Below are 25,447 nucleotides of genomic sequence, written 5' to 3'. Positions count from 1 at the left end.
ACCTTTCGGGACAAACGGGGCGATTACGATCCCGGTATCGAGGCATGAACATGAAGTTTCCCGAGCGGTTTGCCCATCTGCCGCCCTACGCGTTTCCGCGTTTGCGCGCGCTTCTGGACCATCACGCGCCTGGCGGCGACGTGGTGCATTTGACCATTGGCGAACCCAAACACGCCTTCCCCGCCTGGGTCACCGATGTGATCACCGAAAACGCGGCGGGTTTTAACAGCTACCCGCAGAACGAGGGCACCGACGAGTTGCGCGGTGCCATGGCCGATTGGGCGGCGCAGCGCTATGGCGTGACGCTGGATCCCGCGACCCGGCTGATGGCGCTCAATGGCACCCGCGAGGGGCTCTATAATGCGGCAATGGCGCTCTGCCCCGAGCAGAAAAACGGCCAGCGCCCGGTGGTGCTGATTCCGAACCCCTTCTACCAGGTCTATATGATCGCGGCGATTTCGGTGGCGGCGGAGCCGGTCTTTGTGCCCGCAACCGACGAGACCGGCCATCTGCCCGATTATGCGTCGCTGCCCGAGGAGGTGCTGAACCGCACCGCCGTGGCCTATATCTGCTCGCCCGCCAACCCGCAGGGCGCAGTGGCCTCGCGCAGCTACTGGGAGCAGCTGATCCGGCTGGCGGAAAAATACGATTTCAAGATATTCGCGGATGAATGCTATTCCGAGATCTACCGCGACATCGCCCCGGTGGGCGCGCTGACCGTTGCCGATGAACTTGGTGCCGACCCGGAGCGGGTGGTGTTGTTCAATTCGCTGTCCAAACGTTCCAACCTGCCCGGATTGCGCGCCGGCATGATCGCGGGCGGACCCGAGACGCTGGTCCAGGTCAAGAAGCTGCGCGCCTATTCCGGCGCACCGATCCCGGCCCCGCTTCAGGCGGCGGCGGCGCGGGTCTGGGCCGACGAGGCGCATGTGGTCGAGAACCGCGCGCTCTATCAGGAAAAATTTCGCATTGTGGATGAGGTCTTTGCCGGGTTGAACGGCTATAGATCCCCCGAGGCGGGATTCTTCCTCTGGCTGCCCGTCGAGGATGGCGAGGCAGCGGCGCTGAAGCTCTGGCAAGAGACCGGCGTGCGGGTGCTGCCCGGTGCCTATCTGGCGCAGGGCGAAGGGGCCGAGAACCCGGGACAGGGGTATATCCGCGTGGCGCTTGTGGCGCCCGCACAAGAGACGGAAACGGCGCTTAAAACACTGCGCAACTGTCTCTATTAAAAGACAAGACCGCCTGTCTCCGCCGTATTGGGGTCAGGCCAATAGCAAGATGAAACACCACCCGCGGGGCTGACCAAAGAGCGAAACAGCCACAGCCCGGCGCGAGCGAACTGAGGTAGGCATGGCATTTCAAACCCGCAGCAGGGATCCACTCCTGGACAGCAACATGCAGGCGGCCATTGAAAAGCGCGGCAAGGAGCTGATCGGGCTCGCGCTGGTTGGCGTTGGTCTTCTGGTGGCTGCAATGATCGGATCCTATACGCCGGATGACAGCAACTGGATGGTCTCCAGCGATGCACCCGTGCAGAACTGGCTGGGCCAGCCCGGCGCCTCGATCGCCTTTCTGCTGATCACCTTCCTTGGCAATGGCGCCTGGGCGGTTGCGATCTTCCCGCTGGCCTGGGGCGCGCGCTTTGCGCTGCACAAGGGCGAGGACCGGGTGCTGTGGCCGGCGCTGATGCTGGTGTTCTGGCTCATTGTGGTGGCGCTGCATTTCAGCACCCTGGTGCCGGATGCGGACTGGCGGGCGTTTCACAGCTTTGGCCTTGGCGGTATGATCGGTGACACCGCGCTGGGCGGGCTTCTGGCGCTCCTGCCGTTCAGCCTCGCCTTTATCGTGAAATCGCTCTCCTTCGTGACTGCGCTCGGCATGCTGGTGATGGGCGCCTTTGTGCTTGGCTTCACCCGGCCAGAGCTGATCCGGCTTGGCCGTTTCCTGATCCTCGGCGTCATCCTGGCCTATGGCGGTATCGTCAGCCTGATGGGCAAGAGCGCCAGCGGCGGCGTGCAGGCCGCCCGCAACTGGCAGAACCGCCGTCAGGAAACCCGCTACAGCACCGCAGCCATCGCCGAGGAAGAGGAGATGCTGGTCTATAGCGATCCGCTCGATGAAGCGGATTATATCCGCAGCGAGCCGCAATTTGCCCTGCATACTCCCGCGCCCTACATCCCGGAGGCCCCCGCTGTCGCCCCGGCCCCGCAGGTGGAGGAACGCGGCGGCCTGTTCAGCCGTGCCACCAGCCTGATCCGCCGCGCCGAGCCGGTGGAGATGCCGGAACCGGAGCTGGTCGAGCCAGAGCCGCGGGCGGATATGTCCCAGATGCCCGGCGACGAACGGATCGCCAACAAGATCGCCAATGCGGTGCGCATTCGTCGCGCCCAGGCCGCGCCGCCGCAGCCCGATCCGAACCTGCCGCTGACCAAGGGGCGGGGCAAGCGCCCGGAGCCGCTGATCTTTTCCACTGCGCCGCAAGAACTCGCCGCAGAGGCAGAGCCGCCTCTCTCTGCGATGACCGAGGCCCCGGCTGCGACGATCCCCTCCGCACCGATCCCGGCCGCCCCGATCCCGACAGCCCCGAGTCCTGCCGCGCCGGAGCCCACGCATGCGTTGCCACAGGCCCCGAGTGATTTTGACTTCATGGCCGATGAGGTCCCGACCGAGGATCTGCCGGTCTCTGCCACCCCGAGCAACAGCACCGCAACGGCGCAGCCCAGCAAGCCCCGGCTGCACATCGCCCCCCGGGCCGAGGCCCCCGCCTCGACGCCAACGCCGATGCCCATCCCGGTGGCCGAACCGCGCAAGGCGGTGGTGGAACAGCCTCAGCGCAAACCGATGCAGCCCTCCACCCGCGCCCAGGCCGAGGCAGAGCCAACCCTGTTCCCCGATGACGACAGCGATTTTGAACTGCCGCCGCTGTCGCTGCTGACCAACCCGTCGCATATCGAACGGCACCACCTGAGCGACGAGGCGCTGGAAGAAAACGCCCGCATGCTGGAATCGGTGCTGGATGACTATGGCGTCAAGGGCGAGATCGTCTCGGTGCGTCCCGGCCCCGTCGTCACCATGTACGAGCTTGAACCTGCCCCCGGTCTCAAGGCATCGCGGGTGATTGGCCTTTCCGATGACATCGCGCGCTCCATGTCGGCACTGTCTGCGCGGGTGTCCACCGTGCCCGGGCGCTCGGTGATCGGTATCGAGCTGCCCAACGACAATCGCGAAAAGGTGGTGCTGCGCGAAATCCTCTCCAGCCGCGACTATGGCGACGGCAATCAGAGCCTGCCGCTGGCGCTGGGCAAGGACATTGGCGGCGACAGCATCGTCGCCGACCTCGCCAAAATGCCTCACCTGCTGATCGCGGGCACCACCGGCTCCGGTAAATCCGTGGCCATCAACACCATGATCCTCTCCTTCCTCTACAAGCTCTCGCCAGAGGAATGCCGCATGATCATGATCGACCCCAAGATGCTGGAACTCTCCGTCTATGACGGCATCCCGCATCTGCTCAGCCCGGTTGTGACCGACCCGAAAAAGGCGGTTGTGGCGCTGAAATGGGTCGTAGGCGAGATGGAAGACCGCTATCGCAAGATGTCCAAGATGGGCGTGCGCAATATCTCCGGCTACAATGGCCGCGTCAAAGAGGCGCTGGCCCGGGGCGAGATGTTCTCGCGCACGGTGCAGACCGGCTTTGACGATGATACCGGCGAACCGGTGTTCGAAACGGAAGAGTTCGAACCCAAGAAACTGCCCTATATCGTCGTGATCGTGGACGAGATGGCCGACCTGATGATGGTCGCGGGCAAGGAAATCGAGGCCTGCATCCAGCGTTTGGCGCAGATGGCGCGGGCCTCGGGCATCCACCTGATCATGGCCACGCAACGCCCCTCGGTGGATGTGATCACCGGCACCATCAAAGCCAACTTCCCGACCCGGATTTCCTTCCAGGTCACCTCCAAGATCGACAGCCGCACCATCCTGGGCGAAATGGGCGCCGAGCAGCTCCTGGGCATGGGCGACATGCTCTATATGGCGGGCGGCGCCCGGATCACCCGCTGCCACGGTCCCTTTGTGGCGGATGAGGAAGTCGAAGAGGTGGTCAACCACCTCAAGCAATTCGGCCCGCCCGCTTATGTCGGCGGCGTGGTCGAAGGCCCGGACGAGGAAAAGGCCGATACCATCGACGCGGTGCTTGGGCTCAATACCGGCGGCAACACCAATGGCGAGGATGCGCTCTACGATCAGGCGGTGGCGATCGTCATCAAGGATCGCAAATGTTCCACCTCCTATATCCAGCGCAAACTCGGCATCGGATATAACAAAGCCGCGAGGCTGGTGGAACAAATGGAAGAAGAAGGCCTGGTTTCCGCCGCAAACCACGTTGGCAAAAGGGAAATTCTTATTCCCGAACAATAGGCGACAAAAGGCCGGGCGGGGTGCCCGGCCTCTTCACATCGCCAATTTGGCGCATATCTTGGGTTCCATGAAACAGTTTGTCTTCGCCCTCGCGCTCGGCGCATCCGCTCTGGCCAGCACGGCCGCCTCTGCGGCTGAAAAGCTCAGCCTCAATGAAATCTCGGCCTATCTAAACAGCTTTCGCACCGCCAAGGCCGCGTTTACCCAGGTCAATGACGATGGCAGCCTCGCCACTGGCGAGCTCTACATCCGTCGCCCGGGCAAGGTGCGGTTTGAATACGGCGGCCCTGACGCGGGGCTGGTGCTGGCGGAGGCGGGCGCGGTCTATATCTTCGACCCCAAATCCAACCAGCCCCCTGAAACCTACCCGCTGGAGCGCACGCCGCTCTCGCTGATACTGGCACGCACCGTCGATCTGGGCCGCGCCAATATGGTGGTGGGGCATGATTTTGACGGGGTATCGACCGTGGTGCGGGCGCAGGACCCCAAGAACCCGGAATATGGCAACATCGAGCTGATGTTCACCGACAACCCCGTGCAGCTGCGCAAATGGGTTATCCATGGCGGCAGCGGCGAAGAAACGACAGTGGTTCTGGGCGCCATGGAAACCGGCATGTCGCTGAAATCCAGCCTGTTCAGCGCCTCCCGCGCAGAGCGAGACCGCTGACGGCTTTCATCTTTTCTGAAATATCCCGGGGAGCACGAGGGGCGGAGCCCCTCGTATCAAAGCCCGCAGCGTGAGGGGCCGCCGCCCTTCGTGCGGTGATCAGCGGAACCGGCGGCAGCCTTCCAGCTGCGCCTTATAGGCGTTGGAGCGTGCCTCGACCTTATTGGCAACCCGCAGCAGCCAAGCCTTGCTGCGATAGCTGCCCCGGGCATATCCGGTATGGCCCTCGTGATAGGCCAGGTATTGGTTGCGCGCATCGCTGAGCGGAATGCCGTTGCGCTGATAGCTGCGGGTCATATACCAGCCCATGAAATCCGTGGCATCGTCAATGCGATCCCGACGGGCAAAGCGGCGACCGGTATCCTCACGGTACTCATCCCATGTCCCGTCCAGCGCCTGACCATAGCCATAGGCGCTGGAAACCCGCCCCATCGGCAGGATGCCGAGGACAAACTTGTGCGGTGTGCGCGCGTCGCCGTCAAAGCGGCTTTCCTGATGGATCGTCGCCATCTGCACATGTACGGGAACACCCCAGCGCCGCTCGGCGGCCCGGAACGCGCGGAGATATTTCGGGCGCTCGTTGATGATGCTGCACGCATTGTCCAAATTCCGCGGCGGGGATTTATGTCCGCCACCGCATGCGGCCAATGCCAACAGGAGCGCCAGGGCACATATGATTCTGCTCATTTGCCTCTGCCTTGTGTTTTTTTTGCCAGTTTAGACAATCTGGGCCAGAGAAGAAATCCCCATTGACAGAGGCGCAGCCATTCAACCCAAGAGTAAAATTCGGTTTAAATTTATTTGTTTAGATGACTGTAGATAGCGAGCAGACAGATTGTTTCTGCAAAATATTGCCGCGGAGGTTGGACAATCAGAGGCAGAAAACGCTAGTATCGGGGGGAAGAGGGCCGGTAAACATGTTGAAAACACGCGCAAAATATAACCTTGGCCAAGTCGTGCGCCATCGCAAACATCCCTTTCGGGGCGTTGTGTTTGATGTGGATCCCGAATTTGCAAACACCGAGGAATGGTATGAATCCATCCCCGAGGACAGCCGCCCGGCCAAGGAACAGCCCTATTACCACCTGCTCGCGGAAAACGATCAGAGCTACTACATCGCCTATGTGTCAGAGCAGAACCTGATCGCCGACTACTCCGGCGAGCCGGTCAGCCACCCGGATGTCTACGAGATGTTCGCCGGTTTTGACGATGGCAACTACGAGCTGCAATATCCGCTGAACTGATCCCTGGCTTTGATCCCTGGTACTGGCCCCCGGCGGCAGGCACCGGGGGCTGTTCGCTCAGTAGCCGAGCGCGCACCCATCCTTGCGCGGATCGCTCGCCCCCTCCAACACACCGCTGTCATGGATACGGATCGCTTGCGAGCCGCCAATGGCGGTGGGGGGAATGACCACCTTATGTCCCATCTCGGCCAGCTCGGCGCGGACCTGATCGGAATAGCCGCGCTCGACCTTGAAGGTGCCGCTGTCGGAAAACGCCCGGGGCGCATCCATCGCCGCCTGCGGGTCCATGCCAAAATCGCGCAGGTTTGACACGAACCGCGCATGGCCATTGGGCTGATAGGCGCCTCCCATGACGCCAAAGGGCAGACTGACGCGCCCGCCTTCTGCCAGCATCGCCGGAATGATCGTATGCATGGGCCGTTTGCCCCCCGCCATCTCGTTGGCGTGGCCGGGCGTCAGCGAGAAGCCCGCGCCACGGTTCTGAAGCAGGATGCCGAATTTCTCCGATGCGATGCCGGAGCCAAACCCATGAAAGATCGAATAGATCAGCGATACCGCCATCCGGTCCTTGTCCACCACGGTGATATAGATCGTGTCCTTATGCACCGCCTCGCTCAGGGCGGCGGGGGCGGCCATGGCACGTTTCGGGTCGATCAGCGCGGCAAGACGCGCGGCGGTCTCCTCTGACAGCATGTGATCCAGACGCGACATATGCTCTGGCTCGGCGATGAAACGGTTGCGGGCGTCATAGGCGAGCTTTGCCGCTTCGGCCTCGATATGGGCGCGCTGCGCGCCCAAGGGGTCCATGCCCGCGATGTCGAAATGCTTGAGGATATTCAACATCAGAATCGCGGTTGCGCCCTGACCGTTGGGCGGATGCTCCAGCAGATCGACCCCTTTGTAATGCCCCTGGATCGGCTCGGTCGGGGTTGCCTGGGTCGCGGCGAAATCCTCGGCGCTGTGGTGCCCGCCCCGCGCGGTGAGGGCGGCGATCATATCCTCGGCAATCTCGCCCGTGTAGAAAGCATCCCGCCCGTCGCGCGCCAGCCGCCGCAGAACCTCCGCCTGACCCGGCGCGCGGAAAATATCGCCGACGCTAGGCGGCTTGCCCCATGGCAGATAGGCATCGCGGGCAACGCCCTGAAGGGTGGATGCATCATTGGCCCAGTCAAAGGCGACCCGGGGCGCAACCGGCACGCCCGCCTCTGCATAGTGGATCGCCGGGGCCAGCAGCGCGTCCAGCCCCAGGCGTCCTTCGGTTTCCGCAAGATGGCAGAAAGCGTCGATGGCGCCGGGGATCGTCACCGCATCGGGGGTGTTGAGCGGCACGGTCTGCAAACCCTGCTCGCGCAGCCGCGCCGCACTTGCCGCCGCCGGGGCGCGGCCGGAACCATTGAGCGCGCGCACCTGATCCTCGCCCGCGCGGGAATAGAGCACAAAGCAATCGCCGCCGATCCCGGTCATCTGGGGTTCGCAAATCCCGAGCAACACAGCCCCGGTGATGGCCGCGTCCATGGCGTTGCCGCCGCGTTTCAGGATGTCGATTGCCGCCTGCGCCGCCAGCGGGTGCGAGGTGGCGCAGATCCCGTTCTGCGCAAAGACCGCCGAGCGGCCGGGAAATTGAAAATCGCGCATAAGCTGCCCTCCCTGGTTTGAGGGCGAGCCTAGATATCCCGCGCGCAGAGGCAATGGCAAAACGACATCTGCCACCGATCCGGCAGGCGCGCGACGCCCCCGCAGAACGCCCCGGTGCGACGCTGTTGGTGGGGGCATGAACGCATCGCACCGGGGGAAGCTATCAAGCAGCTACGGATTGAGTTTTTCCTTACCAATTCGGCGCTGATGTGCCGGTCTTGCGGCGAATTTGTGGCGTATCGGGCGACTCTCGCGATACCTCTGATGCATGTCGTGCGCCTGCTCTGCGCTCAACTGGTCAGCTGGATTTCAAAGCACAGCGACAGCTGGTTGTTGTCCAGATTGCGCTGGTACTGCACGTCATTGGCGAGTTCGCGGATCAGGAGCCAGCCAAAACCGCCCTCGGGGAGATTCTCCAGCGGGGTGTCGACATCCACCGCTTTGCCCTCTGGCAGTTTCGCGTCCGGGAAGGGCGCGCCTGCATCGCGGATCTCTACCCAGAGCCGATCTGGGAAAAGATTGCAGCGGATCAGAACATCGCCCGTGGTGGTTTCGGCGTAGGCATGCTCCACCACGTTATTCACGGCCTCGGCGAGGGCGATTTGCACCTCGTCAACCCGGGTATTGGGGATACCCATTTCCTTCAGGCGTTCAACCACCGAAACGATGCCCCGGCGGGCGTCTAGCTCGGTCGCCCTGAAGGAGCAGGCGAAGGTTTCAACCATTTAGTTCAGGCTCCAGGCACGGTTGTAGCGGACTCAATTTTCGACTTGCTCAGGATCCAGAGCGTCCTGAAGCGTGCTGTAAAGATTGAAAACAGTATCCATGCGGGTCAGGCGAAAGACCTTGTCCACCATCGGAGTCAACCCGGCGAGGTCCAGCTTGCGTGCCGCGCCCAGCTGCTTCATCGCGGCGACGATCGCCCCCAGGCCGCTGGAATCGATAAAATCCACATTCGACAGGTCCAGGATGACACGTTCCGGGCCATCTTCTGTCTCGCTGCGCATGTCTTCCTTGAATTGAATGGCCATGGCTGCATCAATGCGCTGGGCGTTCACCGTCACCACCTGCGCGCCATCTGCTACCGTACTTGTCAGGCTCATTTCACGTTCCTCAGCTCATCAAATCTGGAACTCACCCTAGACCTTAATTGTTATTATTCAGTATGGATAGCATGGAAAATTGGAGGAATTAAGAATGGGCAGAGTATTTATTTGCGGGGCGGCCCGAACGCCCATGGGCGGCTTTCAGGGCATGTATGACGGCGTTCCAGCGGCGGAGCTGGGGGGCAGCGCGATCAAAGCGGCGATGCAACGGGCCGGCGCCGAGACCGTGGACGAGGTTCTGATGGGCTGCGTTCTGCCCGCAGGTCAGGGGCAGGCCCCGGCGCGGCAGGCCGGATTTGCCGCCGGGCTTGGCGAGGATGTCCCGGCCACCACGCTCAACAAGATGTGCGGCTCTGGCATGAAAGCGGCGATGATGGCGATGGACCGTCTGGCGCTTGGCGGCGCGGATGTGATCGTTGCCGGCGGCATGGAAAGCATGACAAACGCGCCCTATTTGCTGCCCAAGATGCGCGGCGGCGCGCGGATCGGCCATGGTCAGGTGATCGACCACATGTTCCTCGACGGGCTGGAAGACGCCTATGATCGGGGCCGTTTGATGGGTACATTCGCCGAAGACTGCGCCGAACATTACCACTTCACCCGCGAAGAGCAGGACGAATTTGCGCTGGGCTCACTGGCGAATGCGTTGGCGGCGCAAGAGAGCGGCGCTTTTGACGGTGAAATCACCGAAGTCATTGTAAAGACGCGCAAAGGCGAGGTTGTCACCGATGTGGACGAACAGCCGAAAACCGCGCGGCCGGACAAGATCCCGACCCTGAAACCGGCCTTCCGCGAAGGCGGCACGGTGACGGCGGCGAACTCCTCCTCGATCTCGGACGGGGCGGCGGCCCTGGTTCTGGCCTCCGAGGATGCGGCAGCCGCGCGGGGCTTGCAGGTCAAGGCAGAGATCCTGGGCCACGCCAGCCATGCGCAGGCGCCGGGTTGGTTCACCACCGCGCCGGTGCCCGCCGCGCGCAAGCTGCTCAGCCGGATCGGCTGGGATGTGGAGGACGTGGACCTCTGGGAGGTCAACGAGGCCTTCGCGGTGGTGCCCATGGCCTTCATGCGCGAGATGGGCGTGCCCCGGGAAAGGATCAACGTGAACGGCGGCGCCTGCGCGCTGGGTCACCCGATCGGGGCTTCTGGCGCGCGCATCATCGTGACGCTGCTGAACGCGCTGGAAAAACGCGACCTGCGCCGTGGCGTTGCGGCGATTTGTATCGGCGGTGGTGAAGGCACCGCCATCGCGATCGAGCGGGTTTGATTCGGTCCCGCCCCGCAGGGTGGTGACGGCGGAGGGGGATGCCTCCCCCTCCCTTAATATTCAAAAAAGCGAAACTTTGATGCTTGTGAACTATGATGATCTGACCAAAACCGTGGCCGCGCTCACCGAGGGGGAAACCGACGAGATCGCCCTGATGGCCACGCTGGCCTGCGAGCTGCATCACGCCGATGATCGCTTTGACTGGACCGGGTTTTACCGCGTCACCGAACCGGAGCTCCTGAAGATCGGCCCCTATCAGGGCGGCCACGGCTGTCTTGTGATCCCCTTTGCCCGGGGTGTCTGCGGCGCGGCGGCCCGCCTGAACGCGGTGCAGCTGGTGGACGACGTCGAGGCCTTTCCCGGCCATATCGCCTGTTCCTCCGCCACCCGATCCGAGATCGTGCTGCCGGTGCGCAATGGCGCGGGGGCGGTGATCGGGGTGCTGGATATCGACAGCAACCAGCCCGCGGCCTTCACCCAGGAGGACGCAACGCGGCTCGCCGCGCTCCTGGACGCGGTGTTTGGGCGGCTGTGAGCTTGTCCTGTTGCAGCCTCGCCCCAAGGCCCCCTCATGAGCTTTGATGCCTGGCTCCTCTTTGCGCTCTTTTGGGTCGCCTTTGTCACCACGCCGGGGCCGAATGCGGTGAATTGCATCTCCAACGGCATGAACCTCGGCTTTGGCAAGGCGATGCTGGGGGTGCTGGCCATCCTGACACAGGCGAGCGCCTTTCTGCTGCTCTCGGCGCTGGGGGTGACGGCGCTGATTGCGGCCTCGCCCACCGGGTTCTTTATCGCGAAACTGGTTGGGGCGGGGTTTCTGATCTTTCAGGGCCTGCGCGGCTGGCGCAATGCCACCAAGCCCGCCCCGGCGGTCGAACGCCCGGCGCGGCATGTCTATCTGCATGCGCTTGCGGTTGCCACGATCAACCCCAAGAGCGTCGCGGGATATCTCGCCGCCTTTTCCCAGTTCGTGCAGCCGGATGTGCCGATCTGGTCGCAGATGGCGGTGATCGTGCCAACCGCGCTGACGTTGACGACGCTCAGCTATACCGGCTTTACTCTGCTGGGCGTGGGCATGGGCCGCGCAGCTCTGGCGGCGGTGTTCAACGTCTGGATCCGCCGTCTCCTGGCGATCTGTTTCATTGTCTACGGCGTCCTTCTCGGGGCCAGCAGCACACCCAATCTGGAGGGCACATCATGATCAAGGGCCACTGTCTTTGCGGCAATATCCACTTTGAAACCGGGGCAGAGCCCAGGGGCATCTCCATGTGCCATTGCGGCCAATGCCGTCGCCAATCCGGCGGCGTCTGGTCCTCGGCCTATGTGGCGGATAGCGATCTGACCATCACCGGCGAGGTCACCTGGTACGCCTCCAGCGCGGCGGCCAAACGCGGATTCTGCGCCAAATGCGGCTCCTTCCTGTTCTGGAAGGCGCTGGACGAGGACACCACCAGCTTTGCCCTTGGCGCGGTGAGCAACCCGACGGGGCTCAAGCTGGCAAAGCATATCTTTGTGGCCGACAAGGGCGATTACTACGACATCGCCGACGGGCTGCCGCAGCACGCCCAGTAGGGCAGCGGCGTTAGGCGCTTCACCGGCTTTCCAAGGCAGGCCGCTATGGTCATCATGAGGGCCAGCGTCAGCGCAGGCTGTATTGCGGCGGGGTCCCCCGCGTTGAGATCCGCAGAACGAGAGAGGCGACGGGCATGGCAGATATAACACTCCTTGATGGCTCCATCGGCCAGGAGCTGGTGCGGCGCAAAGGGGATGCGGCCACGCCGCTCTGGTCCACATCGGTGATGATGGACGCGCCGGATCTGGTTGGCCGCCTGCATCGCGATTATTTCGCCGCCGGGGCAACGGTGGCGACGACCAACACCTACGCGCTGCACCGCAGCCGACTGGCACGCGTGGAGAAGGAAGATCAGCTGTTTGCGCTGCTGGAAGTGGCTCTAACACAGGCAAAAACGGCGCGGGATGCCTATCCTGAGGGCCGCATAGCCGGGGCGCTGGGGCCGCTCTATGCCTCCTATCGCCCGGATTTGAAACCGGACCCCGCGCTGGCCGCCCGGGCCTTTGCCGAGATCGCAACGTGGATGCTGCCGCATGTGGATCTGCTGCTGGCCGAAACCGTGTCCTCGGTGCAGGAGGCCGAGGGCGTGCTGCGCGGGATCTGCGGGCTTGGCAAGCCGGTTTGGATCGCCTTTACGGTGATGGATACCGATGGCACACGGCTGCGCTCTGGCGAGCCTCTGGCAGAGGTCCTGCCGCTTCTGGCCAGCCATGAGGTCGCGGCGGTTCTGATCAACTGTTCCCGGCCAGAGGTCGTGGCCTCCGCGCTGGAGATTATCGCCGGCGCCAGCCTGCCGTTCGGGGCTTTTGCCAATGGGTTTGACGGCATCGCCGAGGCGTTTTTGCAGGATGCGCCGACCGTGGATGCCTTGGCGCGCCGCAGCGACCTTGGCCCCGCAGCCTATGCCAGCTACGCAATGGATTGGGTCGCACGGGGCGCCACGATTATCGGCGGCTGCTGCGAAGTCGGCCCGGACCATATCGCCGAGCTCGCGCGGGGCCTGCGGGCGGCGGGGCATCGTATCGTATGACCTAACGTCTGATCGTGTAAAGCGCTGACAAATCTGCTAATTCCCGGATGTCGCCGGACCGGAGATCCGGGCGGGACAGTGATTTTCCTTTATGTGTTAAGTGGTTGTCGCCATCTGTCTGACCCTTTGATTCGCCGGCAGGGAGGCCGACCATGAGCAGCAAATCTGAAAACGTGGATACCCCGCAGGGGCTCGCCCTGGCGATTACGGCCTATCTCCTCTGGGGATTCCTGCCGCTCTTCATGAAACTCGTGTCGCATATCCCGCCCAGCGAAGTGGTGGCGCATCGGGTTCTCTGGTCGCTGCCGATCGCCGGTCTCTTGCTGGTCATGCAGCGGCGGCTGGGCGATCTGAAGGCGGCCCTGCGCAGCCCCCGGGTGCTGGCCATGGGCTGTGTCACCGCGCTGCTAATTTCGATCAACTGGTGCATCTATGTCTGGTCCATCGGCGCCGGCTACGCGCTGGAGGCGGCGCTGGGCTATTACATCAACCCGCTGTTTTCCATCGCCATGGGCGCGGTGCTGCTGGGCGAGCGCCTGACCCGGGCGCAGGTCCTCGCGGTGGCGCTGGCAGCGGTGGCGGTGATCATCCTGACGGTGGAATCCGGCCGCGTGCCGGTGGTGGCCCTGGGGCTGACCGTTTCCTGGGGGTTTTACGCGTTCTTCAAGAAATCCCTGCCCATCGGCCCCAATCAGGGCTTCCTGCTGGAGGTGCTGATCCTCACCATCCCGGCGCTGGGCTATATCGCTTACCTCAGCGCCACCGGGCAGGGGCATTTTGGCGCTGATCGCTATGATACGCTGTTGCTGCTGTGCTGTGGCGTGGTCACCGCCGTGCCGTTGCTGCTCTATGCCAATGGCGCCAAGCTGCTGCGGCTCTCTACCATCGCGATCCTGCAATATATTGCGCCGACGATGATTTTCCTGGTGGCGGTCTTTGTGTTCAAGGAACCCTTTGGCGGCGCCCGCATGGTGGCCTTCCCGCTGATCTGGGCGGCGCTGGTGATCTATTCCGTCTCGCTGTTGCGGCAACTGCGGCGCAGGGGGCGGGTGCCGGTGGCGGCGGCCGGTTGATCCCGCTCGGGGATCTTGCCAGCGCAGCCGTTGCCCGCTAGGCAGCGCTCATGACCGTATCCAGCGAATACTGCCCCCCGAGCGACCCGCTCGACATTCTGCACCATGACGCGCAGCTCCTTGTGGTCAACAAACCCGCGGGGCTGTTGTCGGTGCCGGGCAAAGGCGCGCATCTGGCCGATTGCCTGATCAGCCGCATTCAGGCGGCCTTTCCCGAGGCGCTCTTGGTGCATCGGCTGGACCGCGATACCTCTGGCGTCATGGTCTTTGCGATGACCGCCCATGCGCAGCGCCACCTTGGCCTGCAATTTGAAAAGCGGATGACCAAGAAAACCTATGTCGCCCGGCTGGCGGGACAGCTGGAGCCGCGCTCCGGCACCGTGGATCTGCCGCTGATCGTCGATTGGCCCAACCGCCCGCTGCAAAAGGTCTGCCACGAGACCGGCAAACCCGCCGAGACCGACTGGAAGGTGCTGCGCTCCGATCCGCAAGAGACCCGGGTGAGACTGATGCCCAAGACCGGCCGGTCGCATCAGCTGCGGGTGCATATGCTGTCGCTGGGCCATCCGATCCTCGGTGATCCGCTCTATGCCAGCGGGGCGGCGCTGGAGTATCCGCGCATGATGCTGCACTCCGAAGAACTGCGGCTCAAACATCCCGACGGCGGCGTGTCGCATAAATTCCGCGCCAAGGCGCCGTTCTGACGGCCGCGTGAGCTGGCGAGACCGAAACGAGAGCTTCCTCACAGAATTGTATGATTTGCCTCAGGTCAGGGTAACACCCGCGACCGATATAGGTTTCATGCACAGCAGCCCGAGGAGGCTAAGATGATTGGAACCAAACTCAAAACGCTCGCCGTTGTGGCCCTCATGTCCACCAGCGCGTTGACGCCCGCCTATGCAAGCACCGCGGCAGCGCCCGGCTATGCGACGCAGGCCAAGATGCTGCAAACCGCGGATGAGGCCGTGAAGGCGCTGGGCGATGCTCATGCCGCGCGGATTGCTCTCTTTGACAATGACATCCCCGCCGCAAAAGAGAAGATCGACCAGGCGGTCAAGCTGTTCACCATGTCCGAGAAACGCTTCAACGATCTGACCATCGGCGACACCGAAGAGCCAGAGCTGGCCGCGCGTTTCCTGCCGATCGATTCCGCCATGTCACTGAGCGAGACGTATAAACCCACCGACGACTCCAAGGCGGCGCTGGATAAGGCACAAGATCTGATGCAACAGGGAAAGACCGATGACGCACTCAACGTGCTGCGCCTGGCCTCGGTTGACGTGAACGTGCAGACAGCCTTGCTGCCAATCGACAGCGTCACCACCCAGCTCAACGAAGCCAAGGCGCAGATCGACAAGGGCGACTACTATACCGCCAACCTGACCCTCAAGGAGCTTGAGGTGCCTGTCTTGATGCGCAGCTATTCGGTCGATGCGATCCCGCAGCAAGGGACCTCCGACTAGGCGCTGCAAGGCGGCAACACGCTCTCGCCCCCCGCGTCAGCGGCGGGCGCTTGTCTGAAACTGACGCGGGGTGAGCCCGGTGACCCTGCGGAATTCGCGCTGAAAATGGGCCTGGTCGGCATAGCCGCAACAATAGCCGACCTCGCCGAGCCGACATCCGGGCTTGCGCAACAGGCTCTGCGCGACATCCGTGCGAGCCTGTCGCAGCACCTCGGAAAAACTGCCGCCTTCGGCCAGCAGATAGCGTTGCAGGCTGCGGCGGGACAGATCAAGATGCGCCGCCGCCTCGCCGATCCGCCAGGCGCGGGCGGGATCGGCCTTGATCAGTTGATGGACATGATCCGTCAGCCGTTCAGATTTGCTGGTGGCGAGCCGTGGCAGCGCCGGTGCCTTCCGCCAGCGCAGCTCTGGCGGCGCGACGCTGATGCCGTGAAATCCGGCCCGCTGGAGCAGCGCCTGAACAATTGCAAGCCGAAGCGGCACCTCCCGCGCCACCGGCGCGGCGAGCGGGCGCAGCCGCAGGCTGGTCTCCGTGACCTCTTCCAACGCCAATCGGGTCGCACTGCTGCAATAGCGCTCCAGCCGGAACAGTTTTTCACAGATCAGCACCGGATCCGGCACCGAGGTTATCGCGGTCACAACCACCACCCGCGAGCTGGTGAGCCGCGAGATCGCCTCCACCGCGCTTTCGGGACCGGAAAAATCCAGATGCAAGGCGTCATAAAAATCCATAGCCCAACTCCCTGGCACTGGGTCTAACATAGCGTTTCTAAGGTGAATTGAAACAACGCGCCCCGCGTGCCGGGCAAGACTGCGCCCAATTTCGCAATTTTTCGTAAATCTATGCAGACGTCCGCATGCGTATATGGCACCAAGGGCGAAACGCCCGGGACAGGGCATATTCTGGGCCGACCTAAACGGATTGAGGTGACACATGCCTGACCTTTTGAAAAAACCCTTTGGCACCCATGGCAAGGTGCATCAGATCACCCCGGCGGATGCGGGTTGGCGCTATGTGGGCTTTTCGCTCTATAAATTGCGCGCCGGCGAACGGGTCACAGAGGCCACCGGCGACACCGAGGTCATCCTGGTGATGGTCGAAGGCAAGGCGACATTCCACGCCGCCGGCCAGGACTGGGGCGAGCTGGGCGAGCGTATGAGCGTCTTTGAGAAAACCCCGCCGCATTGTCTCTATGTGCCCAATGGTCAGGACTGGAGCGCCGAGGCCACCACCGATTGCACCCTTGCCGTCTGCGCCGCGCCGGGGAAATCCGGCCACGCCGCGCGGCGGATCGGGCCCGACGGGATCTCCCTGACCGAGCGCGGCACCGGCACCAACACCCGCTACATCAACAATATCGCGATGGAGAACGAGGACTATTGCGACAGCCTGCTGGTGACCGAGGTCTTCACCCCGGCGGGCCATTGGTCCAGCTTCCCCAGCCACCGCCACGACGAGGATGACTTCCCCCGCATCACCTATCTGGAGGAGACCTATTATCACCGTCTGAACCCGGCGGATGGCTTTGGCATCCAGCGGGTCTATACCGACGATGGCCAGTTGGATGAAACCATGGCAGTCTCCGATGGCGATGTGGTGTTGGTGCCGCGTGGCCACCACCCCTGCGGTGCGCCCTATGGGTTTGAGATGTATTACCTGAACGTGATGGCAGGCCCGCTGCGGAAATGGCGCTTTGTGCCCGCCCCGGAGGTGGAATGGATCATGGAACGCGACGCCAAGTGATTCGGCCCGGGCAGGGGGCTCGCTCTCCTGCCTCTGGCGTCGAATAAATTCGGTCGGGGCCGGGTCATGGGCTTTAACCGATCAAGAAAGAGCTTAGGTTTGTTCTCAAGGACTCACCTGTTGGATATTCACAAGGAGGAGCGATCAAATGGGATTGCGTATTAATGATGTGGTGCCGAACTTCACCGCAGAAACGGATCAGGGCACCATCACTTTCCACGACTGGATCGGTGACAGCTGGGCGATCCTGTTCTCTCACCCCAAGGATTTCACCCCGGTCTGCACCACCGAGTTCTCTGCCGTGGCGCAGCTGAGCAAGGAATGGGAAGCGCGCGGCACCAAGGTGATCGGCGTTTCGGTCGATAGCGCCGAGGACCACCGCAAGTGGAAGGGCGACATCGAATCCTACGGCAAGGCCGAGGCCGGTTTCCCGATCATCGCCGATTCCGGGCTGGAAGTGTCCAAAGCCTTCGACATGCTGCCCGCCGAAGCCTATCTGCCCGATGGCCGCACCCCCGCCGACAGCGCCACCGTGCGGTCTGTCTTCATTATCGGCCCGGACAAGCAGCTGAAACTGTCGATGACCTATCCGATGACCGTGGGCCGCAACTTTGCCGAAATCCTGCGCGCGCTGGATGGCTTGCAGATGTCGGCCAAGGGCGTCGCAACACCGGCAAACTGGGTCCCGGGCGAAGACGTGATCATCCCGCCGTCGGTCTCCAACGAGGACGCAAAGGCGAAGTTCGGCGAGTTTGAGACCATCTTCCCCTACCTGCGCAAGACCAAGGCGCCGAGCTAAGGGGCGAGGGGAAACCCTCTCAGACGATCACAGGCTGACCGAGGCATCGGTCAGCCTAAGCCGCCGGGGCAGGCCCTAGATCTTTTCGAAGGCCACAACCTGCTCTGACGAATATTCGATACGCGGATAAAGCCCATGACGGGCGCAGGTGTCGTAGATGGTTTTTACGGCGCTGCGCGAAATCATGTCCGGATGCAGTTCCAGAACCAGCGCACGCAGCCCCGAAAGATCCGCCTTGGGGAACAGGAACTCCTCGGCGCCTTCGATATCACAGACAAACATGTCGGGCCGGAAGTCACGCATCACCGCATTGAAATCCTTGACGGGGAGATCAATGGTTTCGGTGCTGCCCTCGGTGCTGACGATGGAGCCCTGCGGAAAATAGAGATGCAGGTGGAACGGGCGATGCGAGGCCTCCGGCTCCGGCTCCAGAAGGGCGTTTTCCACCGTCACCTCGGTGATCCCGTTCAACTCATGCAGCTTTTGGATATGCTCGATGAGCCGTGGGTTGGCCTCGAAAGAGCGAATTTCCAACCCCTTCGCCATGCGACTCGTCAGGCCGGAAACGATCCCCAGGCCGGTGCCCAGTTCCAATATGCGGTCACCATCGCGAACAAGGCTTTGAATCGCTGCGATCTCCGGTCCCTCATAGGCGTCCTCGGCGATCTGCGAATAGACCGGCAGCGGCATGTGGCCCTTGGTGACCGGAACCGTCAGCCCCCGGTAGCTGAGTGGTGTGCCTGCGTCGATATCACGAAGCCGGGCGCGCCGCAGTTTTCGTTGCTGTCGCTTGGCGAAATAGCTCATGAGGATCCCTGCATATGGCTGCGGTTGGTGGGCTCATCTTCGGTGCTGAAATTCTTGCGACTGCGGATGGCTTGCATTTCTTCAACGATATATCCCGCCGCAGGATGCTGCGCCGCGATCCTCTGTGCAAGCGCCAGCATCACGTCGGAGTCCTCTTTGCTGATCGAAACCGGCGATTTCTTCAGGAAATCAAACCCGTGTTTTTCCCAGAGGAACTGCGGCATCGTATAGCTGAGGCCGGTGCGCGCCGAGGTGGTCAGCAGGAGGTTGATCACATCCTGCCTGTCGCCGGCGGATCGCCGGGCATCCATGTCGGGTAGAACAGCCTCCAGCACGTCGCGCATGCGCTCTTCGCCGAGACAAACCAGACCCTGGGCATAGCGGTTGAGCTCTTCATCCGTGCAGGCATCCAACAGCGCGGGCAGGGCGGGAATGTCGAAGGTTGCGCCATGGCTGAATCCGTTGTCCACCGCCAGCCGGCTCAACCCCATCTCGCCACGCCGCACCACCTTGTTCTTGTTCTCGGTGAGCGGATAGGCCTTCCAATAGCGGATAAACTTCGGAGATTGCAGAAGGTTTGGCCCGATCGAGAGCGCATAGGAGCAATAGTGAAAATCGCGCAGGCTGGTGTCGTGGTTCCATTGGATGGCGTGATAATGATCGGGATCCACCCGCATCACGCCATAGCTTGTGTTGGCACTGACGTAATCAAGCCCCAGCTCTTCTGCCGCGCGCAGCCAGTTCTGGCTGCCGGGGATCGGAAACCAGGAAGAATCGTTGAGCAAAACCAGGCGCTTCAGCATCTTCACATCATCGCCTAAGACGCGACAGCCATCGCGATAGCCGCCAAAATCATAGCCGATGTTGGGGCGCTCCATCACCCGCCAGCTCAGCGATTTCAGGCGCTCCCGGTCCGCATCGCTCAGCGGCAAGTTGGACACGACAAAGGGCGCATAGCCGGCCTCTCGCATGTAAGCGAGCGATCGGACATGGCTTTCCAGCACTCCGTCCTTGGGAAAGATCAGATAGATGGCGACCTTGTCTTGCGCCGGAAGCTCCCCGTCATGCAGCTTGATCTCCTTGCGTTTGAAGGCATCATACCAATGCGAGGCAATGTAGCGTTCAAAGATGCTGCGGGGCAGGCCCTTCAATTGGCGCAGCAGACGCATCAGCTCGCGTCTCACTTTCCACCCCGGCAGGCTCTCTCGCAGGGGTTTGAGGTCCTTCGGGCTGGTGGCCGCCTTGCTCAGACGGTGCGCGCCCATCAGAAAGCCGACATTCTTTGCGCGCTTGCGGGGGGAGACAAGGTTCTCCGGCGACAACAGGCCCAGAAACCCTTTCAGGTAGGCCCGCAGCCGCGGCACCGGCAGCTTGTGCTTGCGCATCGTCTGGATGCGCGATTTGGCAAGGTGAAACGCCTTGAACCGGGCGATAGCGGGATCGCGGCCAGAGGAATGTCCGGCCTTATGGGGGACCTGCGCGTCGGGCACAAAGACCAGCCGCCCGCCGCTCTTGCGCAGGCGCAACGACCAGTCATCATCCTCGTGATACATGAAGATGAGCGGATCGAACGGAACGCGGCTGAACAGCGCTCTGGTCGCAAAGATCGCCGATCCCGTCAGCACCGGAACGTCGCGCTCCGTGGTGGGCATCCCCTTGGGCAGCCAGTCCTTGCGCGGCAACAACACGGAGCGGCGCTTGAAATCGGGTGTCCCGTCGGGCGAGAGGATGGCCGGGCCAAAGGCGGTTTGCCCATCATGGCGCGCGGCCGCCTCCAGCAGCAGATCGAGCGTGTTTTCCGCCAGCATCGCGTCTGGGTTCAGCAGCAGGACATATTCGCTCTGCGCCGCCGCGACGCCGGTGTTGCAGGCGCTGCCAAAGCCGAAATTGCGCTCGCAGCTGATCAGCTGAAAACCAAATTGCGCCGACAGCCGGTCCAGCGCGGGCCGATCATGGCCGCCGTTATCGACCACGATCACCTTCACCCCGTCGGGAACAGTCTTCAGCATGTCCGGCAGGATCGGGCTGCTGTTGTAGCTCACCGTGACGATGGTGATGTCGGAGACGGAAAAACGGGGCATGAATGGTGTCCTATAGGAAATACCGCAGGCGCGGGCCATCATATGGGGTCGCCTGCGGTTCAACAATAAAGGCCCCGAAAATACGGGGCCTTTGGTGTTTGCGAAAGATGCGGCAGATTACTCTGCGGTTTCTTTCTTTTCGACGATCTCTTCGCCGGTTTCCTGATCTACCATTTTCATGGACAGGCGAACCTTGCCGCGATCGTCAAAGCCCAGAAGCTTGACTTTCACTTCCTGACCTTCCTTCAGCACATCGCTGGGGTGGTTCAGGCGGCGGTTTTCGATCTGGCTGACGTGCACCAGGCCGTCGCGCTTGCCGAAGAAGTTCACGAAGGCGCCGAAATCGACGATCTTCACGACTTTACCGGTGTAGATTGCGCCTTCTTCCGGCTCTGCCACGATCGAATAGATCATGTCATAGGCCTTCTTGATGGCCTCGCCGTTGGAGGACGCGATCTTGATGATGCCGTCGTCGTTGATGTCGACCTTGGCACCGGAGACTTCGACGATCTCGCGGATGACCTTACCGCCGGAGCCGATGACTTCGCGGATTTTGTCGGTCGGAACCTGCATGGTCTCGATACGCGGCGCGTGCTCGGAGAACTCGGAGGCTTCGGTCAGCGCCTTGGCCATTTCGCCGAGGATGTGCAGACGGCCCGCTTTGGCCTGGGCCAGCGCGGATTTCATGATTTCAGGCGTGATGCCCGCAACCTTGATGTCCATCTGCAAGGAGGTGATGCCTGCCTCGGTGCCCGCAACCTTGAAATCCATGTCGCCGAGGTGATCCTCGTCGCCCAGGATGTCGGTCAGGATGCCGTAGGAGCCGTCGTCTTCCAGCACGAGGCCCATGGCCACACCGGCAACCGGTGCTTTCAGCGGCACGCCTGCGTCCATCATCGACAGCGAGCCACCACAGACAGACGCCATGGAGGAAGAGCCGTTCGATTCGGTGATCTCGGAGACCACGCGGATGGTGTAGGGGAAGTCGGTCGGAGCCGGCAGAACCGCCTGCAACGCGCGCCATGCGAGCTTGCCGTGGCCGATTTCACGACGACCGGGGGAGCCCACGCGGCCAACTTCACCAACCGAATAGGGGGGGAAGTTGTAATGCAGCAGGAAGTTGGATTTGAAGTTGCCATGCAGCGCGTCGATGAACTGCTCATCGTCGCCGGTGCCCAGCGTGGTCACAACCAGACCCTGGGTTTCCCCACGGGTGAACAGGGCGGAACCATGGGTCCGGGGCAGGAGGCCGGTTTCGGCCTCAATGGCGCGCACCTGATCCAGCGCACGACCGTCGATGCGGCGGCCGTTTTTCACGACATCGCCACGCAGAACCACCGATTCCAGCTTCTTCAGCGCGGAGCCGAGGTTGCCGTCTTCCTGCTGTTCCTCGGTGAGCGAGGCGATGATCTCTTCCTTGGCGGCGCCAACAGCGGACACACGTTCCTGCTTGTCGGAGATCGCATAGGCGGCGCGCATCTTCTCTTCACCGGCAGCTTTGACGGCTGCATAGAGCTCGGAATAGTCCGGCGGGGTGAAGTCGAAGGGCTCTTTTGCGGTCTCTTCCGCGAGCGAGACGATCAGGTCAACGACCGGCTGGATCTGCTCGTGGGCGAAGGTCACAGCGCCGAGCATTTCGTCTTCGGTCAGCTCGTAAGCCTCAGATTCCACCATCATCACGGCGTCTTTGGTGCCCGCGACGACCAGATCCAGACGCTGCTCCGGGTTCAGACGCAGGTTGTGCATGTCATCGACGGTCGGGTTCAGGACGTATTCGCCACCCTCATAGCCGACGCGGCAGCCAGCGATCGGACCCATGAAGGGCACGCCGGAAATGGTCAGCGCGGCAGAGGCCGCGATCATCGCCACGATATCGGGGTCATTGACCAGATCGTGGGACAGAACGGTGCACATCACCAGAACTTCGTTTTTGAAGCCGGGCACGAACAGCGGACGGATCGGACGGTCGATCAGACGGGCGGTCAGTGTCTCTTTTTCGGTGGGACGCGCTTCGCGTTTGAAAAAGCCGCCCGGAATCTTACCGGCGGCGTAGTATTTTTCCTGATAATGCACGGTCAGCGGAAAGAAATCCTGACCAGGCTTTTGGGCGCGGGCGTAGGTCACGTTGGCCATGACCGAGGTTTCGCCGAGGGTCGCGATCACGGTGCCATCTGCCTGGCGCGCAACCTTACCGGTTTCCAGCGTAAGCGTCTCTTCGCCCCACTGCATCGTTTTCGTTGTTACGTTGAACATCTATCGTATCCTAAGTCGGAGCACTCCCAGGCGTATCCCGGGTCTCCTTATTTCATGGCGGCCCCATTGCCGCCGACCCCCTATGCTATCTTTATTTCGCGTGCCGGGGTCCGGGCACATCGTCTCAGATAGATCCGCCCATACATGAGTTTTGCACAGAAAGAAAGTATTCGCTGAACAGGAGGCGTTTCGCGTCTCATCTTTGCCCTGTGCGGGCCAGAGTCCTGGCCTCGGCCGCGTCCAGCCGGGCCAGCGCGTCGGCATCCGTCATCCCGGAGTTGCGCGCCGCCTGCCAGATGCGATGGCAGGAGCGCGGCGACCAGGGCAGATTGGCCTCGCGCAGCCAGGCCCGGAGCGTAGGCGGTAGCCGGTCATAGGCCGCCATCGGATCCTCCTGCCGGCGCCGGCTGGGCAGGGGCACCGCCCCCCGGTTGGCATTGCGCATCCGCCGCCCCATGCCTGCCTGCATGTTCGCCCGCCCTATGATCACGCCGCCTCGGTGCCGCGCCGCCAGCGCGGGAAGGGATCGGGCAGGCCCGAATAGCGCGGCAAATCCTCTGCGGTGGCCACGGGTACCAGACAGGCGTCCAGTTTACCCTTGAGCGCGGGCCAGTCGATCCCGGCCCCGATAAAGACCAGCTCCTGGCGGCGATCGCCAAAGGGCTCCTGCCAATGCGCCTGCATATAGTCCTGCGCCTGCTGGTGGCTGGGCCAGCGTTCTGTCGGGACCGAGGCCCACCATGTGCCCAGCGGCGCGACGCTCGACAGCGCCCCGGCGAGCGAGAATTCCGCCACCCAATCGGGGCGGGTCGCAAGCCAGAAATGCCCCTTGGCGCGGATCACCCCGGGCAGCGGGCCGTTCAGCACTGCATGCAGCTTTTGCGGCTCAAAAGGCGCCCGCGCGCGATACACAAACGACGCAATGCCGTATTCCTCGGTTTCCGGCACGTGATCGGCAAAGCCATAAAGCTCCTTGGCCCACATCGGATGTTCATGCGCTTTTTGGAAATCAAACAGCCCGGTGTCGAGGATCTTGTCCGCTGGCACAACGCTGAAATCCGCCTCTATGATCTCGGCATCGGCGTTGAGGCTGCGGATGATCTTGCGGGCGGCGTCCCGTTGTTCGGCGCTCGCAAGGCTCACCTTGTTCAGCACCACCACATCGGCAAATTCGATCTGGTCGGTCAGCAGATGCACCAGGCTGCGCTCGTCCTCCGCCCCCATGGTTTCGCCGCGCTCCGCCAGCAGGTCATGGCTGGAAAAATCACCCAGCAGGTTCACCGCATCGACCACCGTCACCATCGTATCAAGCCGCGCCACATCCGACAGGCTCTCGCCCTCGGCATCGCGGAAATCGAATGTCGCGGCCACCGGCAGCGGTTCCGAAATGCCGGTGGATTCGATCAGCAGGTAGTCAAATCGACCCTCCTGCGCGAGGCGGCGCACCTCTGCCAGCAGGTCATCGCGCAGGGTGCAGCAGATGCAGCCATTGGACAGCTCCACCAGGGTTTCTTCGGTCTGGCTCAGCCTGGCGCCGCCTTCGCGGATCAGATCCGCATCAATGTTCACCTCGGACATATCATTGACAATCACCGCCCCCCGACGGCCCTCGCGATTGTTCAGAATGTGATTGAGCAGCGTGGTCTTCCCCGCGCCGAGAAAGCCAGACAGCACGGTGACGGGGAGGCGGGGATCGGACATCTGTGACTCCTTTATTGATATGTTATAACAAAGCAAACACAGCGCGATCCAAAAGGCAAGCCGATGCCACGGACGGTGGGCAAAAAGAAACGCCCGCTCCTCTGGGGAACGGGCGCTCTTTGAACCAAAGTCCGGGCGGTGTCTTAGCGACGGATGCCCAGGCGTTTGATGAGATCCTGATAGCGGGCCTCGTCTTTGCCTTTGGTGTAGTCCAGAAGCTTCCGACGCTGAGCAACCATTTTCAGCAGACCACGGCGGCCGTGGTTATCTTTTTTATGGGTTTTGAAGTGCTCGGTCAGGGTGTTGATACGCGAGGTCAGGATTGCAACCTGGACTTCCGGGGAACCGGTGTCGCCTTCTTTGGTTGCGAATTCTTTCATCAGGCGTGCTTTTTCTTCAGCGGTGATCGACATCGGGGTCTCCTTCATGAGGTTAAAGTGGATGGCGCAGGCCGGGATGTCGTCCAGCACAGGCCCGTGGAGAAATCCAACAACGGAGCCGCAAGCCGCGATTCCATTTGTGGATGCGGGTCCTTACGGGATCCTGTGCCGCATTGCAAAGAAAAACAGGTACAGGGCAGAGCCGGAC

Annotated in this window: 25 protein-coding genes; 14 read left to right on the top strand and 11 right to left on the bottom strand. The window is 62.4% G+C overall.

Going from position 1 to position 25,447, the window contains the following annotated elements; translation table 11 throughout:
- Positions 1 to 50 precede the first annotated feature (50 nt).
- From HCZ87_RS06075 to HCZ87_RS06065, 3 genes are all read left to right on the top strand, one after another.
- Positions 51 to 1,229 (top strand): aminotransferase class I/II-fold pyridoxal phosphate-dependent enzyme, encoded by a 1,179-nt coding sequence (locus tag HCZ87_RS06075; protein ID WP_167642900.1) that lies wholly within the window; start codon positions 51 to 53, stop codon positions 1,227 to 1,229.
- Between the two features lie 121 nt (positions 1,230 to 1,350).
- Positions 1,351 to 4,419: a DNA translocase FtsK gene (locus tag HCZ87_RS06070; protein WP_167642880.1), complete on the top strand. Its 3,069-nt coding sequence runs from the start codon at positions 1,351 to 1,353 to the stop codon at positions 4,417 to 4,419.
- A gap of 67 nt (positions 4,420 to 4,486) precedes the next feature.
- Positions 4,487 to 5,086, top strand: coding sequence for an outer membrane lipoprotein carrier protein LolA (locus HCZ87_RS06065; protein WP_167642879.1), 600 nt, complete (start codon positions 4,487 to 4,489; stop codon positions 5,084 to 5,086).
- A 99-nt stretch (positions 5,087 to 5,185) separates the two neighbouring features.
- Here HCZ87_RS06065 and HCZ87_RS06060 read toward each other — a convergent pair whose 3' ends face one another.
- Complete coding sequence (locus tag HCZ87_RS06060; protein WP_167642878.1) at positions 5,186 to 5,773, bottom strand: lytic transglycosylase; 588 nt, start codon at positions 5,771 to 5,773, stop codon at positions 5,186 to 5,188.
- Between the two features lie 230 nt (positions 5,774 to 6,003).
- Between HCZ87_RS06060 and hspQ the strand changes: the two genes are divergently transcribed.
- Complete coding sequence (gene hspQ, locus HCZ87_RS06055; RefSeq protein WP_167642877.1) at positions 6,004 to 6,330, top strand: heat shock protein HspQ; 327 nt, start codon at positions 6,004 to 6,006, stop codon at positions 6,328 to 6,330.
- A 57-nt stretch (positions 6,331 to 6,387) separates the two neighbouring features.
- Here hspQ and HCZ87_RS06050 read toward each other — a convergent pair whose 3' ends face one another.
- The 3 genes from HCZ87_RS06050 to HCZ87_RS06040 form a co-directional block, all read right to left on the bottom strand.
- Positions 6,388 to 7,965: a gamma-glutamyltransferase family protein gene (locus HCZ87_RS06050; RefSeq protein ID WP_167642876.1), complete on the bottom strand. Its 1,578-nt coding sequence runs from the start codon at positions 7,963 to 7,965 to the stop codon at positions 6,388 to 6,390.
- 290 nt (positions 7,966 to 8,255) lie between these two features.
- Positions 8,256 to 8,690, bottom strand: a complete 435-nt coding sequence (locus HCZ87_RS06045; protein WP_167642875.1) for an ATP-binding protein — start codon at positions 8,688 to 8,690, stop codon at positions 8,256 to 8,258.
- Between the two features lie 33 nt (positions 8,691 to 8,723).
- Positions 8,724 to 9,068 carry an STAS domain-containing protein gene (locus HCZ87_RS06040; RefSeq protein WP_167642874.1) on the bottom strand — a complete coding sequence of 115 codons (345 nt, stop codon included), beginning with the start codon at positions 9,066 to 9,068 and terminating at the stop codon, positions 8,724 to 8,726.
- Positions 9,069 to 9,162: 94 nt separating this feature from the next.
- Here HCZ87_RS06040 and HCZ87_RS06035 point away from each other — a divergent pair, with 94 nt between their 5' ends.
- From HCZ87_RS06035 to HCZ87_RS06000, 8 genes are all read left to right on the top strand, one after another.
- A complete protein-coding gene (locus tag HCZ87_RS06035) occupies positions 9,163 to 10,335 on the top strand; it encodes an acetyl-CoA C-acyltransferase (RefSeq protein WP_167642873.1) in 1,173 nt (390 codons plus the stop codon).
- Between the two features lie 79 nt (positions 10,336 to 10,414).
- Positions 10,415 to 10,870 (top strand): GAF domain-containing protein, encoded by a 456-nt coding sequence (locus tag HCZ87_RS06030; RefSeq protein ID WP_167642872.1) that lies wholly within the window; start codon positions 10,415 to 10,417, stop codon positions 10,868 to 10,870.
- Between the two features lie 36 nt (positions 10,871 to 10,906).
- Positions 10,907 to 11,536, top strand: coding sequence for a LysE family translocator (locus tag HCZ87_RS06025; protein ID WP_167642871.1), 630 nt, complete (start codon positions 10,907 to 10,909; stop codon positions 11,534 to 11,536).
- A complete protein-coding gene (locus HCZ87_RS06020) occupies positions 11,533 to 11,907 on the top strand; it encodes a GFA family protein (protein ID WP_167642870.1) in 375 nt (124 codons plus the stop codon). Before HCZ87_RS06025 ends, HCZ87_RS06020 begins: the two co-directional genes overlap by 4 nt.
- 134 nt (positions 11,908 to 12,041) lie before the next feature.
- A complete protein-coding gene (locus HCZ87_RS06015; protein ID WP_167642869.1) occupies positions 12,042 to 12,938 on the top strand; it encodes a homocysteine S-methyltransferase family protein in 897 nt (298 codons plus the stop codon).
- A gap of 152 nt (positions 12,939 to 13,090) precedes the next feature.
- Positions 13,091 to 14,011, top strand: coding sequence for an EamA family transporter RarD (gene rarD / locus HCZ87_RS06010; RefSeq protein WP_167642868.1), 921 nt, complete (start codon positions 13,091 to 13,093; stop codon positions 14,009 to 14,011).
- A 50-nt stretch (positions 14,012 to 14,061) separates the two neighbouring features.
- Entirely contained in the window at positions 14,062 to 14,715 is a 654-nt protein-coding gene (locus tag HCZ87_RS06005) for an RluA family pseudouridine synthase (protein ID WP_167642867.1), read from the top strand.
- A gap of 123 nt (positions 14,716 to 14,838) precedes the next feature.
- A complete protein-coding gene (locus HCZ87_RS06000) occupies positions 14,839 to 15,474 on the top strand; it encodes a YfdX family protein (RefSeq protein ID WP_167642866.1) in 636 nt (211 codons plus the stop codon).
- A gap of 36 nt (positions 15,475 to 15,510) precedes the next feature.
- Here HCZ87_RS06000 and HCZ87_RS05995 read toward each other — a convergent pair whose 3' ends face one another.
- Complete coding sequence (locus tag HCZ87_RS05995; protein WP_167642865.1) at positions 15,511 to 16,206, bottom strand: AraC family transcriptional regulator; 696 nt, start codon at positions 16,204 to 16,206, stop codon at positions 15,511 to 15,513.
- 202 nt (positions 16,207 to 16,408) lie between these two features.
- On the opposite strand from HCZ87_RS05995, the gene iolB reads away from it, so the two are divergent.
- Positions 16,409 to 17,218, top strand: a complete 810-nt coding sequence (gene iolB, locus HCZ87_RS05990; RefSeq protein ID WP_167642864.1) for a 5-deoxy-glucuronate isomerase — start codon at positions 16,409 to 16,411, stop codon at positions 17,216 to 17,218.
- 148 nt (positions 17,219 to 17,366) lie between these two features.
- Positions 17,367 to 18,017, top strand: coding sequence for a peroxiredoxin (locus HCZ87_RS05985; RefSeq protein ID WP_167642863.1), 651 nt, complete (start codon positions 17,367 to 17,369; stop codon positions 18,015 to 18,017).
- 75 nt (positions 18,018 to 18,092) lie between these two features.
- On the opposite strand, the gene HCZ87_RS05980 is transcribed toward HCZ87_RS05985, so the two are convergent.
- From HCZ87_RS05980 to rpsO, 6 genes are all read right to left on the bottom strand, one after another.
- Positions 18,093 to 18,824 (bottom strand): hypothetical protein, encoded by a 732-nt coding sequence (locus HCZ87_RS05980; RefSeq protein WP_167642862.1) that lies wholly within the window; start codon positions 18,822 to 18,824, stop codon positions 18,093 to 18,095.
- Entirely contained in the window at positions 18,821 to 20,905 is a 2,085-nt protein-coding gene (locus tag HCZ87_RS05975; RefSeq protein WP_167642861.1) for a rhamnan synthesis F family protein, read from the bottom strand. Before HCZ87_RS05975 ends, HCZ87_RS05980 begins: the two co-directional genes overlap by 4 nt.
- A 117-nt stretch (positions 20,906 to 21,022) precedes the next feature.
- A complete protein-coding gene (gene pnp / locus HCZ87_RS05970; protein WP_167642860.1) occupies positions 21,023 to 23,158 on the bottom strand; it encodes a polyribonucleotide nucleotidyltransferase in 2,136 nt (711 codons plus the stop codon).
- Between the two features lie 196 nt (positions 23,159 to 23,354).
- Complete coding sequence (locus HCZ87_RS05965; protein WP_254868538.1) at positions 23,355 to 23,627, bottom strand: DUF6525 family protein; 273 nt, start codon at positions 23,625 to 23,627, stop codon at positions 23,355 to 23,357.
- 17 nt (positions 23,628 to 23,644) lie between these two features.
- Positions 23,645 to 24,859, bottom strand: coding sequence for a GTP-binding protein (locus tag HCZ87_RS05960; RefSeq protein WP_167642859.1), 1,215 nt, complete (start codon positions 24,857 to 24,859; stop codon positions 23,645 to 23,647).
- 143 nt (positions 24,860 to 25,002) lie between these two features.
- On the bottom strand, positions 25,003 to 25,272 hold the full coding sequence (gene rpsO / locus HCZ87_RS05955; protein ID WP_019295116.1) for a 30S ribosomal protein S15: 270 nt from the start codon (positions 25,270 to 25,272) through the stop codon (positions 25,003 to 25,005).
- Positions 25,273 to 25,447 lie beyond the last annotated feature (175 nt).

Source organism: Phaeobacter sp. HF9A (assembly GCF_011806385.1).
In the GTDB taxonomy this organism is placed as follows: Bacteria; Pseudomonadota; Alphaproteobacteria; order Rhodobacterales; family Rhodobacteraceae; genus Epibacterium.
The sequence above is the reverse complement of the archived record's forward strand: the minus strand, read 5'-3'. Positions and strand labels throughout refer to the sequence as shown.

What these genes read in the sequence shown, in the direction of transcription:
- HCZ87_RS06075 (WP_167642900.1), top strand. Translation starts at nt 51, where the DNA reads ATGAAGTTTCCCGAGCGGTTTGCCCATCTGCCGCCCTACGCGTTTCCG.
- HCZ87_RS06070 (WP_167642880.1), top strand. Translation starts at nt 1,351, where the DNA reads ATGGCATTTCAAACCCGCAGCAGGGATCCACTCCTGGACAGCAACATG.
- HCZ87_RS06065 (WP_167642879.1), top strand. Translation starts at nt 4,487, where the DNA reads ATGAAACAGTTTGTCTTCGCCCTCGCGCTCGGCGCATCCGCTCTGGCC.
- HCZ87_RS06060 (WP_167642878.1), bottom strand. Translation starts at nt 5,773, where the DNA reads ATGAGCAGAATCATATGTGCCCTGGCGCTCCTGTTGGCATTGGCCGCA.
- hspQ (WP_167642877.1), top strand. Translation starts at nt 6,004, where the DNA reads ATGTTGAAAACACGCGCAAAATATAACCTTGGCCAAGTCGTGCGCCAT.
- HCZ87_RS06050 (WP_167642876.1), bottom strand. Translation starts at nt 7,965, where the DNA reads ATGCGCGATTTTCAATTTCCCGGCCGCTCGGCGGTCTTTGCGCAGAAC.
- HCZ87_RS06045 (WP_167642875.1), bottom strand. Translation starts at nt 8,690, where the DNA reads ATGGTTGAAACCTTCGCCTGCTCCTTCAGGGCGACCGAGCTAGACGCC.
- HCZ87_RS06040 (WP_167642874.1), bottom strand. Translation starts at nt 9,068, where the DNA reads ATGAGCCTGACAAGTACGGTAGCAGATGGCGCGCAGGTGGTGACGGTG.
- HCZ87_RS06035 (WP_167642873.1), top strand. Translation starts at nt 9,163, where the DNA reads ATGGGCAGAGTATTTATTTGCGGGGCGGCCCGAACGCCCATGGGCGGC.
- HCZ87_RS06030 (WP_167642872.1), top strand. Translation starts at nt 10,415, where the DNA reads ATGCTTGTGAACTATGATGATCTGACCAAAACCGTGGCCGCGCTCACC.
- HCZ87_RS06025 (WP_167642871.1), top strand. Translation starts at nt 10,907, where the DNA reads ATGAGCTTTGATGCCTGGCTCCTCTTTGCGCTCTTTTGGGTCGCCTTT.
- HCZ87_RS06020 (WP_167642870.1), top strand. Translation starts at nt 11,533, where the DNA reads ATGATCAAGGGCCACTGTCTTTGCGGCAATATCCACTTTGAAACCGGG.
- HCZ87_RS06015 (WP_167642869.1), top strand. Translation starts at nt 12,042, where the DNA reads ATGGCAGATATAACACTCCTTGATGGCTCCATCGGCCAGGAGCTGGTG.
- rarD (WP_167642868.1), top strand. Translation starts at nt 13,091, where the DNA reads ATGAGCAGCAAATCTGAAAACGTGGATACCCCGCAGGGGCTCGCCCTG.
- HCZ87_RS06005 (WP_167642867.1), top strand. Translation starts at nt 14,062, where the DNA reads ATGACCGTATCCAGCGAATACTGCCCCCCGAGCGACCCGCTCGACATT.
- HCZ87_RS06000 (WP_167642866.1), top strand. Translation starts at nt 14,839, where the DNA reads ATGATTGGAACCAAACTCAAAACGCTCGCCGTTGTGGCCCTCATGTCC.
- HCZ87_RS05995 (WP_167642865.1), bottom strand. Translation starts at nt 16,206, where the DNA reads ATGGATTTTTATGACGCCTTGCATCTGGATTTTTCCGGTCCCGAAAGC.
- iolB (WP_167642864.1), top strand. Translation starts at nt 16,409, where the DNA reads ATGCCTGACCTTTTGAAAAAACCCTTTGGCACCCATGGCAAGGTGCAT.
- HCZ87_RS05985 (WP_167642863.1), top strand. Translation starts at nt 17,367, where the DNA reads ATGGGATTGCGTATTAATGATGTGGTGCCGAACTTCACCGCAGAAACG.
- HCZ87_RS05980 (WP_167642862.1), bottom strand. Translation starts at nt 18,824, where the DNA reads ATGAGCTATTTCGCCAAGCGACAGCAACGAAAACTGCGGCGCGCCCGG.
- HCZ87_RS05975 (WP_167642861.1), bottom strand. Translation starts at nt 20,905, where the DNA reads ATGCCCCGTTTTTCCGTCTCCGACATCACCATCGTCACGGTGAGCTAC.
- pnp (WP_167642860.1), bottom strand. Translation starts at nt 23,158, where the DNA reads ATGTTCAACGTAACAACGAAAACGATGCAGTGGGGCGAAGAGACGCTT.
- HCZ87_RS05965 (WP_254868538.1), bottom strand. Translation starts at nt 23,627, where the DNA reads ATGCAGGCAGGCATGGGGCGGCGGATGCGCAATGCCAACCGGGGGGCG.
- HCZ87_RS05960 (WP_167642859.1), bottom strand. Translation starts at nt 24,859, where the DNA reads ATGTCCGATCCCCGCCTCCCCGTCACCGTGCTGTCTGGCTTTCTCGGC.
- rpsO (WP_019295116.1), bottom strand. Translation starts at nt 25,272, where the DNA reads ATGTCGATCACCGCTGAAGAAAAAGCACGCCTGATGAAAGAATTCGCA.